Annotated in this window: 20 protein-coding genes and 1 pseudogene; 9 read left to right on the top strand and 12 right to left on the bottom strand. The window is 68.2% G+C overall.

The genetic code is table 11. The features are described 5' to 3' along the window. Positions 1 to 183 precede the first annotated feature (183 nt). From NRP21_RS27835 to NRP21_RS27825, 3 genes and pseudogenes are all read left to right on the top strand, one after another. Positions 184 to 1,142, top strand: a pseudogene (locus NRP21_RS27835) (IS481 family transposase); the annotation flags it as partial. Positions 1,143 to 1,273: 131 nt separating this feature from the next. Further along, positions 1,274 to 1,723: a hypothetical protein gene (locus NRP21_RS27830; protein ID WP_257719511.1), complete on the top strand. Its 450-nt coding sequence runs from the start codon at positions 1,274 to 1,276 to the stop codon at positions 1,721 to 1,723. A gap of 288 nt (positions 1,724 to 2,011) precedes the next feature. Next, a complete protein-coding gene (locus tag NRP21_RS27825) occupies positions 2,012 to 2,344 on the top strand; it encodes a hypothetical protein (RefSeq protein WP_257719510.1) in 333 nt (110 codons plus the stop codon). A 407-nt stretch (positions 2,345 to 2,751) separates the two neighbouring features. On the opposite strand, the gene NRP21_RS27820 is transcribed toward NRP21_RS27825, so the two are convergent. The 3 genes from NRP21_RS27820 to NRP21_RS27810 all read right to left on the bottom strand — a co-directional run bounded on the left by NRP21_RS27820 (position 2,752) and on the right by NRP21_RS27810 (position 4,668). Further along, positions 2,752 to 3,048: a hypothetical protein gene (locus tag NRP21_RS27820; protein ID WP_257719509.1), complete on the bottom strand. Its 297-nt coding sequence runs from the start codon at positions 3,046 to 3,048 to the stop codon at positions 2,752 to 2,754. 200 nt (positions 3,049 to 3,248) lie between these two features. Continuing rightward, a complete protein-coding gene (locus NRP21_RS27815; protein WP_257719508.1) occupies positions 3,249 to 3,707 on the bottom strand; it encodes a helix-turn-helix domain-containing protein in 459 nt (152 codons plus the stop codon). Between the two features lie 631 nt (positions 3,708 to 4,338). Beyond that, a complete protein-coding gene (locus NRP21_RS27810) occupies positions 4,339 to 4,668 on the bottom strand; it encodes a hypothetical protein (protein WP_257719507.1) in 330 nt (109 codons plus the stop codon). A 362-nt stretch (positions 4,669 to 5,030) separates the two neighbouring features. Between NRP21_RS27810 and NRP21_RS27805 the strand changes: the two genes are divergently transcribed. The 6 genes from NRP21_RS27805 (at position 5,031) to NRP21_RS27780 (ending at position 8,607) form a co-directional block, all read left to right on the top strand. Continuing rightward, on the top strand, positions 5,031 to 5,240 hold the full coding sequence (locus NRP21_RS27805) for a hypothetical protein (RefSeq protein ID WP_257719506.1): 210 nt from the start codon (positions 5,031 to 5,033) through the stop codon (positions 5,238 to 5,240). 460 nt (positions 5,241 to 5,700) lie between these two features. Beyond that, on the top strand, positions 5,701 to 6,366 hold the full coding sequence (locus NRP21_RS27800) for a ParA family protein (protein ID WP_257719505.1): 666 nt from the start codon (positions 5,701 to 5,703) through the stop codon (positions 6,364 to 6,366). Between the two features lie 172 nt (positions 6,367 to 6,538). Then, positions 6,539 to 6,763, top strand: a complete 225-nt coding sequence (locus NRP21_RS27795; protein WP_257719504.1) for a hypothetical protein — start codon at positions 6,539 to 6,541, stop codon at positions 6,761 to 6,763. A 260-nt stretch (positions 6,764 to 7,023) separates the two neighbouring features. Further along, the gene (locus tag NRP21_RS27790; protein WP_257719503.1) at positions 7,024 to 7,224 is read left to right on the top strand and encodes a hypothetical protein; all 201 of its coding nucleotides are present in this window, start codon (positions 7,024 to 7,026) and stop codon (positions 7,222 to 7,224) included. Between the two features lie 127 nt (positions 7,225 to 7,351). After that, positions 7,352 to 7,522, top strand: coding sequence for a hypothetical protein (locus NRP21_RS27785; RefSeq protein ID WP_257719502.1), 171 nt, complete (start codon positions 7,352 to 7,354; stop codon positions 7,520 to 7,522). A gap of 212 nt (positions 7,523 to 7,734) precedes the next feature. Further along, positions 7,735 to 8,607: an NmrA family NAD(P)-binding protein gene (locus tag NRP21_RS27780; protein ID WP_257719501.1), complete on the top strand. Its 873-nt coding sequence runs from the start codon at positions 7,735 to 7,737 to the stop codon at positions 8,605 to 8,607. A 73-nt stretch (positions 8,608 to 8,680) separates the two neighbouring features. Here the strand turns inward: NRP21_RS27780 and NRP21_RS27775 are convergent, their stop codons facing one another. The 9 genes from NRP21_RS27775 to NRP21_RS27735 form a co-directional block, all read right to left on the bottom strand. Continuing rightward, positions 8,681 to 9,091 (bottom strand): hypothetical protein, encoded by a 411-nt coding sequence (locus NRP21_RS27775; protein ID WP_257719500.1) that lies wholly within the window; start codon positions 9,089 to 9,091, stop codon positions 8,681 to 8,683. Between the two features lie 25 nt (positions 9,092 to 9,116). Beyond that, the gene (locus tag NRP21_RS27770) at positions 9,117 to 9,374 is read right to left on the bottom strand and encodes a hypothetical protein (RefSeq protein WP_257719499.1); all 258 of its coding nucleotides are present in this window, start codon (positions 9,372 to 9,374) and stop codon (positions 9,117 to 9,119) included. A gap of 109 nt (positions 9,375 to 9,483) precedes the next feature. Beyond that, positions 9,484 to 9,657: a hypothetical protein gene (locus NRP21_RS27765; RefSeq protein WP_257719498.1), complete on the bottom strand. Its 174-nt coding sequence runs from the start codon at positions 9,655 to 9,657 to the stop codon at positions 9,484 to 9,486. Between the two features lie 99 nt (positions 9,658 to 9,756). Beyond that, positions 9,757 to 10,176: a hypothetical protein gene (locus tag NRP21_RS27760; RefSeq protein ID WP_257719497.1), complete on the bottom strand. Its 420-nt coding sequence runs from the start codon at positions 10,174 to 10,176 to the stop codon at positions 9,757 to 9,759. Next, complete coding sequence (locus NRP21_RS27755) at positions 10,173 to 11,147, bottom strand: site-specific integrase (protein ID WP_257719496.1); 975 nt, start codon at positions 11,145 to 11,147, stop codon at positions 10,173 to 10,175. The genes NRP21_RS27760 and NRP21_RS27755 overlap by 4 nt, the downstream gene beginning before the upstream one ends. 165 nt (positions 11,148 to 11,312) lie before the next feature. Further along, positions 11,313 to 11,522 (bottom strand): hypothetical protein, encoded by a 210-nt coding sequence (locus tag NRP21_RS27750; RefSeq protein ID WP_257719495.1) that lies wholly within the window; start codon positions 11,520 to 11,522, stop codon positions 11,313 to 11,315. Between the two features lie 267 nt (positions 11,523 to 11,789). Then, a complete protein-coding gene (locus tag NRP21_RS28165; protein WP_456300255.1) occupies positions 11,790 to 13,262 on the bottom strand; it encodes a hypothetical protein in 1,473 nt (490 codons plus the stop codon). Further along, positions 13,259 to 13,696, bottom strand: coding sequence for an arsenate reductase (glutaredoxin) (arsC, locus tag NRP21_RS27740; protein ID WP_257719494.1), 438 nt, complete (start codon positions 13,694 to 13,696; stop codon positions 13,259 to 13,261). Before arsC ends, NRP21_RS28165 begins: the two co-directional genes overlap by 4 nt. Next, entirely contained in the window at positions 13,693 to 14,049 is a 357-nt protein-coding gene (locus NRP21_RS27735) for an ArsR/SmtB family transcription factor (RefSeq protein WP_257719493.1), read from the bottom strand. The genes arsC and NRP21_RS27735 overlap by 4 nt, the downstream gene beginning before the upstream one ends. Positions 14,050 to 14,092: the final 43 nt, after the last annotated feature.

Here is a 14,092-nt window from a genome sequence, read left to right as displayed (position 1 = left end):
CTGCCAGCTCTACGTCAGGCCATCTTCCATCGGCTCTTCGCCCACCTCGCCGAACCCGTCCGATGCCCACACTGCAGACGTCGGTTCCTGCCGACCATCCACTCTAAAGTGCCCAGGTAGTGCTAGGTGTGCAGTCCCGGGGAGTAGTGGTGCATCCTTGAGCCGCGAGGGGGAGGATGCCCTATGGCAGCAGGTCTTCACGGCTCAGCCCGAACGACGCCGCGAGTTCGAGCCGAGCTCCAGGCGTCGCAAGCGTCGGGCAGCGCTCTCGCCGCCCAATACCGCCTGAACCCCAGGACTGTCGCGAAATGGCGGGGGCGCACCGGCACTGCGGACGCGCCGATGGCGCCGCGTCAGGCGCGCAGCACCGTTCTTACCGAGGCCGAGGAGGCCATCGTCGTCGAGTTCCGCCGCCGCACTCTTCTGCCGCTCGACGACGCCTTGGGGTGCCTGAGGGAGACCATCCCGACGCTGTCCCGCTCGGCCCTGCACCGCTGTTTGGTCCGGCACGGAATCTCCCGCCTGCCACAGGGAGAGGAGAAGGCCTCCAAACGCGGCCGCTTCGCCGAGACTGAGATCGGCTTCGTTCATATCGACGCCTGCGAACTGCGCCTCGCCGACGGCAAACTGAACATGTTCCTCGCTATCGACCGGGTCACAAAGTTTTCCTATGCCGAGTTCCACGACCGCTCGACCATGGCGATCGGGGCGGCCTTCCTGAGGGGCGCCCTGGCCGCATTCCCCTATCAACTCCGCGCCGTGCTGACGGACAACGGCATCGCCTTCGCCGACGCACCGCGCGACACCGCTGCGGGCCAACCGCCCGCTACCGTGGACATGCCTTCGATCGCGTCTGCTGGGAACACGGCATCGAGCACCGGCTCACCAAGCCCTACCATCCCTGGACCAACGGTCAGGCCGAGCGGATGAACCGCACGGACAAGGACGGGACCATCAAGGCTTTCCACTACCCCGACCTGGCCGCCTTGCAGGCGCATGTCCTGGCCTTTGTTCGGGCCTACAACTTTGCCAAGCACCTCAAGGCGCTCCGATGGCGAACGCCCTTCCAGGCCGTCTGCGACGCCTGGACGAAGGACCCCACCACCTTCACCATCAACCCGCACCACCTCATCCCGGGACCAAACAGCTCCGCCATTTGCTGGTGGAGTGCCGCAGCTGCGGCTGTGTCCGGAGCCCAATGTGCATGGTGGGCCATGGGGCGCGACATCGCCGCGGTGCTGGGCGCCGAGTACGCTATCCCGGAGGCGCGGGCATGAGCCGGCGCAGTATCTTGGCCGGCGTCGCTGCGGTGGCGGGGGCCGGCATCGCGGGGGAGGGGGCGCCCGCCCTCTCTCTGCCGGCGAATGACGCCCGGCTGCTGGCGCTCAAGGCGGCGCTGGCACGGGCCGGCCAATGGCACGAGCTCTGCGCCATAGACGCCGGGCGCGACTTCACCAGCAGCGAGGCGCAGGCTGTCGCGGAGGCCGCCCAGGAGAGCGCCCTGGACGCCTGGGAAGCCGTCCTCTTCCAGATGGCCGAGACACCAGCGGCCGGGATGGTGGGCGTGGCCGTGAAGGCTGAACAGGTCGCGCTGGCCGTGCGCGGGATCGGGCGCCGGAGAGAAGGCCTTGGCCGAGAACCTGCGCGCCGACTTGGCGCGGCTGGTGCCGGAGGTGGCGGCGTGACCGCGAACAGTCAGCCAGAGCCCCCGCTAATTCCTTAATCAGCCCAACGAGACTGCGGCATTCCGCTCAGCGACGGAGACCTGTTGACGGCTGCCCGCACGGCAACCTGGGCCACCACAAGTACCACGACAGCAGAAAGGAAGATGATTTGGAACATAGGTACAATCTCCATTTTTGATCCTCCCTTTGCCTCTCCAGAATGTCGTGTTGCAGTGCAGCATAACAACGCACGAAGCCGCGATACCATGGCTTCCCTCTTGGCCTCCGACGCCGCCCGGATGCGCGCCGGGCGGGCAGGGCTGCGGCCCCAACACCGGGAGCGTCCGTTGGATCCCGCCACCGCCCGGCGGGTGAAGGTGGCGCGGGAGATGCTGGCGCAGGTCGGCGGCATACTCCGGGTTATCGGAGGGTTCGCCGCCCTTGGCTTCGTCAACATGCATTATGGCGGAATTCTGCCTCCTGTGGCTCTCTGGGCTATGGAAAAGCGCTCCGGTTCCAATTTAGCTTTTGACATCAAGCGGAGCACTCGGGACGCCATCGCACGCTCCAGAGCATTACTCGACCTGCCGGTCTATCCCTGGCTCCCGCCCCGAACGCAGGTCCCAGTGCTAGATCCTCCTGCCGAGGAAGTGATGCCTGCTGAGGCTCGGCAGGATTAGTCTGCATACTCACGATGTGAGTGCTGCCCATGTACGCCGAGCGATTGCTACGATTGGAAGCGCGGCGCCTCGTCAGCCAAGTTGCCACAACAACTGCCATAGCCCTGTCTGGCAGGGATGTAGAGATGCTGTCCGCTTCCGCGGAGCGCATCGCCCAGTCACGTCATCTGCTGGCCTCGACCTCCGCCATCGTGCGACCCTGGCCATGAGAGCCCAAGACGGCTTGATGATGGATGACGACAGTACGGGAGCGCTGGAGCGGATGATCCTGCGCCTCCTGGAAGAATGCCGGCTGTCCATGCGCTCGGGCCATACAGGGCAAGCCAGACAGGATCTGAATGGCGCTGCAGCTCTCCGCCGGATCGTAGAGAGGAGCCGGACGTAGCCAGCAGCGCCCCAGAGCCCGCCTACTCTCCCGACGGATCTGGCCAGCCTCGGTTGATAAGGCCGGCCACCACCTTGGCCTTCAATTCAACCTCTTCCATCAGTTCCAGCCAGTGATCTCGACGATCAGGGTCATCCGCCCGGGCCGCCGCATCGGCAAAATCGCCGCACAGGGCTACCCGCTCGTCCAGGACGCGCAGCGCCGATGCCAGGGCGGCATCCACCATGTCCATCGTCCGCACGTCCATGTCGGCCGCCGAGAACTCGTGCCCGATGGAACTATGGAACCACGGCCCGTTCTCGCCCTCGCCGTTGCGCATCGCTCCACCGCACCTGGAGCAGGTGTAGGCGAAGGGGCGGGCTGGCCTTACTCGGTGCGGCACGGAATGCCCTCCTTCAGGCTGGCGTCAGAGGCTGCAGGGGCGGCGTTCGGGCGAGAGGTCCATCTGCCGAGCAGGGTCATGCCATGACGGTGCAGGAACGCGGCTGTGCAGTGCCGCCCTGGTGGTGATGAGGTCACCTACCCAGCCATCATCCTGGCTACCGCAATCAGCGCGCTGCGATGCTTTGGATCGGTGATGGTGCAGAAGACCTGAAGCAACTCGGCGATGTCGTCGCCGGCGCTGGAGGACAGTGCCACTGCGGGCAGTGTCGGAGCACCTTGGGCGGAGCCGGCAGCGATCAGCACGTCGGGGCGGACGTCCAACGCATTCGCGATGGCGATCAGCCGGCTAGCCGCAATTCTGGTGGTACCCGTCTCGTAGCGATGCAGCTGGGCCCCTGTAACCCCCACCATCCTCGCCAACTCCTTCTGCGTCCTCCTCTGTACCCGGCGGAGTTCCCGGATTTCGCGGCCCACGGCAGTGTCGGACGCCATAGGGGAGCGCTGGGTACTGGTGGTCAGAGCGCGTTGCCGCTGAAGGTCCAGGCTGTCCGTCAACTTGGCTGCGCGATCTTCCTGCTCAGCAATCTGGGCCAAGATCCTCGTCCCAGGGGGGGCAGGTAGGCCAACGGCCTCCGTTGCAGGCGCTGCGATAGGCTTACTGGAGAAAGCATCCATAGGTGAAAGGCACTCTCGATTTACGGATATTTTTCGGGAAGCAGAACCAACGCGACTTTCCTGTACTACGCATCGGCAATGAATACCTAATGATAACTCTTGATTGCGTCGGAATTTATAGCCCCCCGATTAAGAAACTTTAGTGCGCGATGCGAAGCGCCCTTCGCCTTTGGCTTTGGTGTCCATGCCGGGATCCGCCCGTCATGGCTCCTCCGCAAGGGGCGGTTCTCGTTTGGGAGGGAATGCCGACGTGCTACCGGCTGGGCTGCCCGCCCGTTCGCGGTGGGTCAGTTCCCGAGCTGCGCGCCATGGTGCATCGGGCCAGTGCAGGATCCGGACCTCTTCTGCAGGCCAGTCGTCAGGGACTTCCCCGATTGCTACGGCCTCCACGAAGTCCTCCTGAGGCCGGGGCGGGGTTCGGGTTCGGGGGCGACTTCATGCTCGGGGAGCCGGGACTATGGGCCTGCATGACGCATCGCGACGAGGTGGAGCGGAGGTGGAACCGGCGAGGCCGCAGAGAAGGCTGACCGGGACGCCTGACGCGACGTGGCTACTTCGCAGTGCCGGCCGAGGCTCCTGTCGCTATCACCCCCGCCTCCAGCATTAGCCGCGTCACCTCCCCTGCGGCCCGGTGGCGGATATGCCGCTCCACAGCCTCCCGGACGCCAAGCACCTCCGCTTCCTGGAGGCGCAGCCGCAGCTCTTCCAGCAGGCCCTCCGGGTAGGTGTCGAGCTGGTCGTGGAAGATGCGCAGTTCCACCTGCGCCATCTCTGCTGAGGCTGCGCCCAGCTCACCGTGGATGGTCAGCAGCCCGTTCCGAAGCGCTTCCAGCAACTTCGCCGCCAACTCCGGCTCCCGCAGTTCAAGGTACGCGTCCACGCGATCCACCAGCACACGGCCTGCCTCACGCCCCATCCGAAACGCGGCTCGGCGCTCACGCCATGCCCTGAACCATTCCAGCACCCAGCCCCGCCCCTTTCACCGTATCCAAGACGAAACGGCGGCGCGGCAGGCAGAGTTCCTGCACAAGAACCGACAGCTTCGGCGGCTGTCAAAGCAACCATTAACTGGCACAAGCCGTTGATGGCTGGTCGCGTGCGGGCGGCCCCGGAGGTGGGGCCGGCAATCCGGTCCCCCTGGGGTCGCTCCCCTTACGGCCAGCCCGCCGCTTCCCTCAACGCCACTCGCGTCGGCACAAGAGCTGCAGCTCCAGCACCGTCACGCGCTCGAACGGGTTGCTCATGGCCGACCATCCCGACGCTCGCCTCCGGAAGCGGGAAGCCGTGCGAGCACTCCTGCTCTCGCCGAAGGATCTGCCTTACAAGGGGCCAGCCGCTCTGAAGGCTATGCGCCGCGGCGCGACCGAGCCGACGTATTCGCTGGCAGAGCGGGCCGCCTATCAAGAACTCGCGGAGCGGCTGGAGAAAGCCCAGGCAGATCTCTGGAGCTAGGGCCGCTCAGTTGTCGGGCGAGATCGGGCCAGGATCGTTGACCGCTTCTCGCCGGAGCTGCTCCTCCGTATCTGGCCACCAGGGCCAAGATGGTGGAAACCAGAGACTGGGCAGGAAGGCCATGAGGCACCAAGCCTCATACAGTATGTCGTCTAGTCGCTGACGGGCGAGGGCAGCCGGATCTTCGGGAGGGGGATCGGGCATGTGGTCATCTGCTCACCCAACGTCATCGCGCCCTGACCTGAAGCGGCGTAATCAATTCCGATTGTGCAATGATGATGTTCAGAACGCTCCGGCGCTGGCGCAAAGAAAAGGCCGCCCTGAAAGGGAGCGGCCGAGTTTAGGGAGAAAACGCCAGTCACACGGCCCACCATCCTCCCCTAGCGTCCTAGGACGCTGGGGCCATAGCGCCCCGTCGCCCCTGGTCGCTAGGTTCCTGCCTGCCGTGGAGGGCCAGAACATGCGCGTGGTGATGGTGGCGAAGCAGAAGGGCGGGGTGGGCGCGATCACCCTTGCCTGCGAGCTGGGCGTGTCAGCCGCCGCGGCCGGGCAGCGGGTGGTGTTTGTGGACCTGGATCCGCAAGGTACGCTCCGCGGCTGGTGGAACCGCCGCACCGAGGGGATGGAGGGCGAGCCGAACCCCGGCCTGGCCTTCCCTCCCCCGGAGGCGCTGGCGGCTGCCCTGGGCGAGCTGCGCGCGGCCCGGGTGGACCTCTGCATCGTGGACGTGCCGCCGTCCCTGCATTCCTTCTTCGCCGACGTGATGCGGGCGGCTGACCTGATCCTGCTCCCCACCCGGCCAACGACTGACGACCTGGACGCGTTGGCAGGGGTGCTGGACGTGGTGGAGGAGGTGGGGCGCCCCTTCGCCTTCGTCGTCACCCAGGCGCCGCCCGGGAAGTCCCGCCTGCTGGATGACGCGGTGCCGGTCCTGGCCCAGCGCGGCCGGGTCGCGCCGGCCATCCGCATCCGAGCGGACTTCCCGGTGGCGGCGGCGTCGGGGCGGACCGCCACCGAGGCCGCGCCGAAGTCCAAGGCTGCCGAAGAGGTGGCCGCCCTCTGGAAGTTCGTGGCGGCTGACCTAGCGCGCCTATCCCGCAAGCGCGCTGGCGTGAAGGCGTCCTAGGATCATGGCAACCAAGCCCCGCCCGTCTGCCGTTGCCTCCGGCTTACTGGCCCGGCCTGGCGCAGCACCTGCGCGCTCCACGCCCGTTGAAAATCTGCCCCGCCCAGCGCTGGCGCAGGCCCAGCTGCGACGTTCAAGCATCCCGCTTCCTGCCCCGACTTCCTCGCCACCTATGCCCGCCCCGGCTTCGGCGAGTCCGGGCGGCATCAAGGCCGCCACGATCGGCACCACCGTTTACCTCTTCCCGGAGGAGCATAAGTGGGTGAAGCGGTTGGCGCTGGATCTGGACGTGCCCTCTGTCCATGAGCTGATCCTGATGGGCTTGGACCGCATTCTGGAGGAGCGCGGGGAACGGCACTTGGAACGCTACAGCCCGCCGCGGCCGAGGAAGGGTTAGACGTGTCGCCCATCCACTCCTGCGCCCTGGAGATCCCCGCCTGGACCGGGGAAGCAATGAGGGAAGGCCTGCCTGGATATCGGCCTTGCTTGGCAGTCTACCGAACCCATCCTGCCGTGGTGCCTGAGCGACTGGCAGAGGTGACCATCTTCGTTGACGCCAGCCCAAGCCGCGACCGCTGGGCGGCGTGCCTTTTCCCGGCAGAGCTTCGCTTGCGCGGCCCCGATATTGACGATGGATACGGCCGCTACCGATCAACCGTGGACACTCTGACACAGGGCGAAGTGCGGGTGCCTCGCGAAACTCCGCGCGAGGCGCTGCGGGTGGTGATGGAGAGGCTGGCCGATGAGGTGCCCCGGGCCGAGTTGGTGGCGCTGGAGAAGGTGGCCGCTCTGCTGATGGACACCCTGGCGAAGGTGGGCGCAGCCTATGCTCGGCAATTCCGTCCAGCGCGTCGGTAAGGCGGACGCGTCAAGCATCCTAGAAAGCTCGCATACCGGCACGCTGTGCCGAACCAGCCCGCATCGCTGCGACTTCTAACCCGCTCTCCTTCATCGCGTTACCGCGGAACCTCCAGGGAGATCCCACATGGCGAAGGCCGGCTATTTCGCGCGCCCGATCGAGGCAGATGGCAAGCACCATCCACACGCTGCCCGTAAGGATGAGCAGGAGCCGGCCCGCTGGTCGGATACCGTCCACAAGGTGGCCGATACCGTCCGCGGCCTACTGGGCGTTCCCGCTTCCTCCAAGGAGGGCTGAGCGCCCGGCGCCTCTCACCGCCACCCGCCCACCTCCCCCTTCTGGAGCAGCAGCCACGTCTGTCCCAGGCCTGGATGCGATGGCGGCCCGCCCAGCCCCACGATATCGGCCGGCGCCACGCATAGGTCGCAGGTCAGCCGGGGTACCACCTCGGCCCAGGTCAGGCCGGGCGGTCCGGTGAGTTCGGAGACTGTCTTGCGGAGGGAGGCACAATGATCATCGTTCTGGGCGCGACCGGTCATGTCGGCTCCGCCGTAGTGCGGACGCTACTCGACACCGGGGAACGCGTGATGGTGGTGACCCGGAGTGAGGACAAGGCCGCCTCCTGGCGTCGGCAGGGCGCGGAGGCCGCCGCGATTGACGTTGGTAACGCGGATCAGCTCCGGGACGTGCTCCGACGCGGCCGGCGTGCCTTCCTGCTGAACCCTCCCGCCGTACCGTCCACGGATACGGACCGGGAGGAGCGCCGCACGGCCGCGAGCATCGTCGCCGCCCTGGACGGCTCGGGGCTGGAGGGGGTCGTGGCGGCCTCCACCTACTGCGCCCGGCCGGGGGAGGAGGTCGGCGACCTCGGCGTGCTGTTCGAGTTCGAGCAGGCCCTCGCGGCTCAGCCTATCCCGACGGTGATCCAGCGGGGGGCCTACTACATGAGCAATTGGGATACCCTGCTGGACGCGGCGCGCGGTGGCACCCTGCCCAGCCTGTTCCCAGTCGAGTTGCGCCTCCCGATGGTGGCCCCCGACGATCTCGGTCGGGCGGCGGCACGGCGGCTCCTCGAACCGACCGAAGGGACGGGCATCCACCACGTGGAGGGGCCGGAGCGGTACAGCCCTCAGGACGTGGCGGACGCCTTTGCCGCGGCGTTGGGACAGCCCGTGGCGGTTGCGGTGACACCGCGCGAAGGATGGATCGACAGCTTCCGCGCCCTGGGCTTCTCGGCGGCGGCCGCCCGCTCCTACGCCGGGATGACGGCGGTCAGCGTGGATGGCGCCTGCGACCTTCCCGACGACCCGGAGCGAGGGGCCATGACCTTGGCCGTGTACGTCGAAGGGCTGGTCAGCAGGCCGGGCACGACTGGATCGTAGGACCGCTTCGGGGCGGCACCGGCCTTCGAGCGCCATCGCCTCCCGGCCGCGGCGGACGGGTTCGGGCTCCGCGTCAGTCGCGCCATCCATCCTCGTCCTTGTCGCTCTGCTCATCTACCGGCGCCCTGGCCTGCGCTTCGGCCGCCAGCTCCAGCAGCTGCCGCACCTCTTCGACGGTCGCGCCCTCGGCCTCCACGTCTCCGAACTTGACCTTCACCTTCCGGCCCGTCCTGGCCTGTAGCCACGTCGCGGCTGCGGCGGTGAGCCCTGTGATTGCGGCAGGGCCCAGGGTCAAAGCCAGTTGGCCGAGACGGACGGCAGGCGTCGCATCGGCATCATGCGCGCGGAGGCGAGGGTGGGCGCCAAGGCTGACGAGCGGGCGGGTCAATTCCCGCAACTCGCGCTGGATAGCAGGGCTGGAAATGTCCGGCTCGCCCGCGCCCAGATGGAAGGCCACTTCGGCCCTGCTGTCGTCTTTAGTCATTGGCCCACCCTCGCATCATTCGTCATCAGAACTCCAAACGCCCCTGTCGCGGATCATGGACCACGCCACGCTGGCGGCGGGGCTGGGCAGGCTGAGGTGAGTTGTCCGGAGAGGGCGGGGAGGCGGTGGGCAGCTCCGGCGCGTCCTCCGCTGAGGTAGGATCGCGCGGACCTGCTGCCCAGGCCCGCCGGGATGCGGCGTAGGCGGCTTGCTTCGCCTCCTGCTCCGCCAGCCAAGCGGCGGTGACGGGCACGCGCTCGGGTGGGGCAGGGGGATCAGCCATGGCTGGCACTAGGGCATGATGAGGGAGTGCGCCGAAACTGGATCCTGCGCCCGGAGGTGGAGGACCAGGCCGGTGCCGAGCTGGCAGCGCGCTACCTCGACCTTGTCCATCACGTCTCGGCCTGGGGCTGCCGCATCTCCTCCTCAAGTTGCGCGATGTGCGCCCGCAAAGGGGCTAGTGCCAACTCGTCCAGGCCCGGCACGGCTACTTCCAGCGGGCCAAGTTCAATAGGTGTGGCGACGTGCGGGGCCATCATCCGCGCCATGCGTCGGTTGGGGCGCACCTCACCGCCTCACCCTGGGGCGATACGGCGTACACGGCGGAATGCCGGCGCAGGTGATCCACGGTCATGTCCTCAGGTCGCATTGGCACTTGCTCCAGTCTATCCTTTGTCCTCTGGCGGCTTCTGGCGGCTTCTGGCGGCTTCTGGCGGCTTCTGGCGGTGCTCTGCCGCCAGCCGCATCACCTTTTCCAGCTCTTCCGGTGTCCGCGCCTCGGCCTCAAAGTCACCCAGCTTCACCTTCACGCGGCGATCGGCCCGCCCCTTCAGCCACACGGCCGCAGCGCCCCCAGCTGCGGCGATCAACGGCGTTATGGCTTGGCCAGCGATTCCCAGGAGCGGGCCGGTGTTAAACCCGCCCATGCTCTTTCTCTCGATGCCAGCCAGCCTGCCACCACGCAGCAGGGCGGCGGCGCCTGCGGCCATCCCGCGATGAGGGGATGGGATGTGCCGGCCGGCCACCGCCGGTTGATCCGGAGCAGGAAGGAGGGCGAAGCCGTCCGGCGCTTCGGTCATCGTCACAGCCCCACCCTCGCCGCAGCATTGTCCACGAACAGGCTCCCGCGCCGGATGTACCCCCGCAGCACGGGGAGGCTCTTGTGCCGGCTCTGGTTCTGGATGTGCCGCTCGGCCACCCCACGCCGCGCCGCCTCAGTAATGAAGCCAGAGCGCAGCGAGTGCCCGGCGTAGGTGGCGGGGTCACAACCGGCCGCCTGCACCGTCTCCTGCACCACGCGCGCAACGTCCCGATCCGAGAGGCGAGATGCCCCTAAGCTGTTGTGCCGGGTGACGGAGCGCAGTACCGCGCCCGTCTCAATGCCGGCCGTCTCAAGCCAGGCGCGGAGGGCCAGCACGGGGCACGTCCGCTCCGACTGCCCGAAGGGAATGGCTATCTCAGACCCGCGGCCTTCCTGGTCGGTCTTTGCCCGGCGCAGGGTAAGGATCATGCCCTCGGTCACGAACGCTACGTCGCCCACGTCCAGCGCCACCAGCTCCGATCGGCGCAGGGCGGCAGCGAAGCCCACCAGCAGCAGGGCGCGGTCACGGATGGCGCGCAGGCCGGGCCGCTTCGCCAGCACGCTCACCGCGTCGCGGATCACGTCCGCCACGGCCGCGTCCTTCTTCGCCGGCGCCGTGCCGTGGGTACGGCGGATGCCCTTCATCGTCTCGCGGATGGCGGGGTGCCCGGTGTCCAGGCGGTGCCCGGCGAGGCGATGGGCCTGCCCGATTGCCACCAGTCGCATGGAGAGGCTGGCCGCCTTGTGGGTGGAGGCGTGGGCGGCGAGGAAGCTGCCGACTGTCTCCGGCGCTGCTGGCAGCGGCTCCACGCCGGTTTCTCTGCACCAGCCGGTAAAGTCCTGCCAGGCGGCCCGGTAGGCGCGGCGGGTGTTCTGGGCGGACGCCTCGCGCGCATAGGCCAGGGCCTCGGCCGACAACTCGCCAGAGAGCGCCGGGACAGCAGCCGCGGACGCTAGGGCGACAGCAGAGGACATGGACGGGGTACCGCCGGAGGGGGCTCTTATGCCTGGATTTGCTGGCTTTCCACCGGGTGACGCCTCTTGCTGAAGCCTTAGTCCGCCTCGCCGCAGTGGAGTGGCCCCCAACCTACGGGAGGGAAGGCTCGCCTCATCTCCATCGGGGGCGAGGCGCTCGCCGGGTCAGCGGTTTGCTGCTTTGTGGGTGCCAACGTTCTCGTGCCACTCCACCGGCATACCGTCCCAGGAGGTGATCTGCTTGCCCGGCCACTTCTTGCGGACATAGACCTGGAAGCCCTCCGCAGTGGCCTTGACGTAGCCGGACTTGCCGTCCGTGAGCCGAAGATGCTGGGCCAGCGCCTCGCGTTGAGTCTTCATGTAGTCGTCGGTCATGATCTGCGCGGTCCTGCTGCCCGGCCCAGTATAGCCGAGCTTCTTCACCGGCGGCGTCTACCTTCTGCTGATCACGGGGGCAGGGCTTACGCCCAGAGCAAAGAGAAGCGGCTGTGGTGGTCTGGAGCGCTCGGGGCGAAGGCCGCGCGTGGCATCACACGGTGAGAAGGCCGGTTGCCGCGGCCGGGTCTGGCCGTTAGCGGCACGGCCGCTGTCGGGATAGGGGTGCGGCGAAGCGGACATTGATCGCTGCCTTGATCCACGCGCTCAGCACTCCCGCCGTGGTCCACCTGCATGCGGATTGCAAGGTCGGCGTGCGAGTGCCAGCAGCGTGAACAGGGAGAACGCGGTGAGTGTACCCGACAGCAGGAGCGCCGCGTGCGGTCCGAGCGTGTCCAGCACCAGCGCAAAGAGGAGGGGCGCCCCGCCCTGGAGGAGGCGCGCCGGGGCCGCCAGCAGCCCCGTCCGCAGCCCGTAGCCAGCCGGGCCGAACAGGGCGAGCGGCAGGGTGCCGCGCGCGATGGTCAGCAGCCCGTTCCCGGCGCCGTGCAGCAGCACGAAGGGGATGGCGACCACCGGCCCCAGGAAGGCCAGCAGCGCCGCCCCGACGGGATTCAGGCCCTTGGCGAGCTGGGCCGTGATGAGGGGCGACGCCTTTCGCAGAAGGGCGAACTCGGCCACCCGGGCGGCGACCTGGGCCGGTCCGACCAGGGACGCCGCGAAGATCGCCGCGGTCGGCGCCGCCCCCAGGGCCTCGATGATCCGCGGCAGGTGGGTGGCCATGGCGGTGGAGACGAAGGTCGTGGCGGCGAAGACGGCCGCCAGGATGACCATGGTCCAGGGCACGCCGCCGGGCGCCGCGTCGGCCGGGGCCGCGGCCGGAGGCGGCGGCGGAGCCTTCGCGACGAGGAAACGGTTCAGCGGCAGGGCCACGACCAGGTGCAGGACGGCCCAGGCGAGGCAGGCACCCCTCCAGCCCAGGGCGTCGATCATGAAGGCGCTGGCGGGCCATCCCACCGTGGAGGCGAAGCCCGCGAAGAGGTTGATGCCGGTGATCGCGTTCCGGGCCTCGCGCCCGTACAGGCCGGTCACCGTGGCGAAGGCCGCCTCGTAGAGGCCGAACCCCATGCCGATGCCGAGGACGGCCCAAGCTAGGGCCAGCGTAACGGGCCCCGAGGCCCAGGCCAGCAGCGCCAGCCCGACCACCGGCGCGAAGGCCACCAGCATGATCGCGTCGTTCAGCGCGACCTGGGACAGGGTGAAGTTGGCGTCGCCGTCGGTCAGGCGGGACCACACGAAGACCATGGCGGTGCAGGGCGCCGCGGCCAGCAGGATCAGCCCGGCGATGTAGCTGTCCACCTGCCCCGCCGGCAGCAGGGGCCGGAACAGCCAGCCGATGAACAGCCAGCCGAGCAGCGCCATGGAGAAGGGCTTCACCAGCCAGTTGATGCCGAGCGTCACGGCGATGCCGCGCCAGTGCCGCGTGACCTGGCCCATGGCGGCGAAGTCCACCCGGAGCAGCATGGGCACGATCATTGCCCAGATCAGGACCGCGACCGGGATGTTGACCTGGGCCACCTCCATGCGCCCGAGCGCCCGAAACGACCCGGGCAGCACGGCCCCGAGCGCGATGCCCGCGACGATGCAGAGGGCAACCCAGAGGGTGAGGTAGCGCTCGAAGGGGCCCATGGCCGCCCGGCGGCGCCCGATGGCGGCCCCGCCCTCGACGGCCGCGCTCATGCTGCCGGATCCCTGGTGACGCGCTGCCCGGCGGCATCGACCACGGCATCGCCGTCCTCCTTCGCAAAGGCGCCCCGCTGCGTGTTCGGCAGGACGTCGAGGACAGCCTCGGAGGGTCTGCACAGCCGCACGCCGAGTGGCGTCACCACGATGGGCCGGTTGATCAGGATGGGGTGCGCCATCATCGCGTCGAGCAGCTGGTCGTCGGTCAGGGACGGATCACCAAGGCCCAGCTCCGCGTAGGGCGTGCCCTTCTCGCGCAGGACATCGCGGACCGACACGCCCATGCGCCGGATCAGGTCGGCCAGTTCCTCCCGGGTCGGCGGGGTCTTCAGGTACTCGATCACCTCCGGCTCCTCGCCGGAGTTCCGGATGAGAGCCAGGACGTTGCGGGACGTCCCGCAAGCCGGGTTGTGGAAGATGGTGACGGTCATTCCGCGGGCTCAGAGGAGGGGCAGGCGCAGGCAGCGAGGGAAGCGACCGCCGGGGTGCAGACCTCCGGGTGGCCCTGGCAGCAGTCCCGCATGAGGAAGGCGATGAGGCCGGACAGGGCGTCGTAGACGGCCGAGTACCGGATCGAGCGGCCGTCCCGGCGCGACTGCACCAGCCCGGCCGCCTCAAGGTGAGTGAGGTGAAAGGACAAGCGCGAGGAGGTCGCGCCCATCGCCTCGCCGATGGCGCCCGCCGCCATGCCGTCCGGCCCCGCCGTCACCAGCAGGCGAACGATCCGGAGGCGGGTCTCCTGGGCGAGGGCGCCGAGGGCATCGAGTGCTTGCGTTTCATCCATGACCCCTTAATGTCTCAAGATACATTGAGATGAAAGAGGGAAG

The sequence above is a fragment of the Roseomonas populi genome, from assembly GCF_024594815.1.
Lineage (GTDB): Bacteria > Pseudomonadota > Alphaproteobacteria > Acetobacterales > Acetobacteraceae > Roseomonas > Roseomonas populi.
Note: the sequence above shows the minus strand (reverse complement) of the source record. Positions and strands in the feature narration are given on the sequence as shown.

Excerpts from the sequence above, each read along its gene's own strand:
- NRP21_RS27830 (WP_257719511.1), top strand. The coding sequence starts at position 1,274 with ATGAGCCGGCGCAGTATCTTGGCCGGCGTCGCTGCGGTGGCGGGGGCC.
- NRP21_RS27820 (WP_257719509.1), bottom strand. The coding sequence starts at position 3,048 with ATGCGCAACGGCGAGGGCGAGAACGGGCCGTGGTTCCATAGTTCCATC.
- NRP21_RS27805 (WP_257719506.1), top strand. The coding sequence starts at position 5,031 with ATGGCCGACCATCCCGACGCTCGCCTCCGGAAGCGGGAAGCCGTGCGA.
- NRP21_RS27800 (WP_257719505.1), top strand. The coding sequence starts at position 5,701 with ATGCGCGTGGTGATGGTGGCGAAGCAGAAGGGCGGGGTGGGCGCGATC.
- NRP21_RS27795 (WP_257719504.1), top strand. The coding sequence starts at position 6,539 with ATGCCCGCCCCGGCTTCGGCGAGTCCGGGCGGCATCAAGGCCGCCACG.
- NRP21_RS27785 (WP_257719502.1), top strand. The coding sequence starts at position 7,352 with ATGGCGAAGGCCGGCTATTTCGCGCGCCCGATCGAGGCAGATGGCAAG.
- NRP21_RS27780 (WP_257719501.1), top strand. The coding sequence starts at position 7,735 with ATGATCATCGTTCTGGGCGCGACCGGTCATGTCGGCTCCGCCGTAGTG.
- NRP21_RS27775 (WP_257719500.1), bottom strand. The coding sequence starts at position 9,091 with ATGACTAAAGACGACAGCAGGGCCGAAGTGGCCTTCCATCTGGGCGCG.
- NRP21_RS27770 (WP_257719499.1), bottom strand. The coding sequence starts at position 9,374 with ATGGCTGATCCCCCTGCCCCACCCGAGCGCGTGCCCGTCACCGCCGCT.
- NRP21_RS27755 (WP_257719496.1), bottom strand. The coding sequence starts at position 11,147 with ATGTCCTCTGCTGTCGCCCTAGCGTCCGCGGCTGCTGTCCCGGCGCTC.
- NRP21_RS27750 (WP_257719495.1), bottom strand. The coding sequence starts at position 11,522 with ATGACCGACGACTACATGAAGACTCAACGCGAGGCGCTGGCCCAGCAT.
- NRP21_RS28165 (WP_456300255.1), bottom strand. The coding sequence starts at position 13,262 with ATGAGCGCGGCCGTCGAGGGCGGGGCCGCCATCGGGCGCCGCCGGGCG.
- arsC (WP_257719494.1), bottom strand. The coding sequence starts at position 13,696 with ATGACCGTCACCATCTTCCACAACCCGGCTTGCGGGACGTCCCGCAAC.
- NRP21_RS27735 (WP_257719493.1), bottom strand. The coding sequence starts at position 14,049 with ATGGATGAAACGCAAGCACTCGATGCCCTCGGCGCCCTCGCCCAGGAG.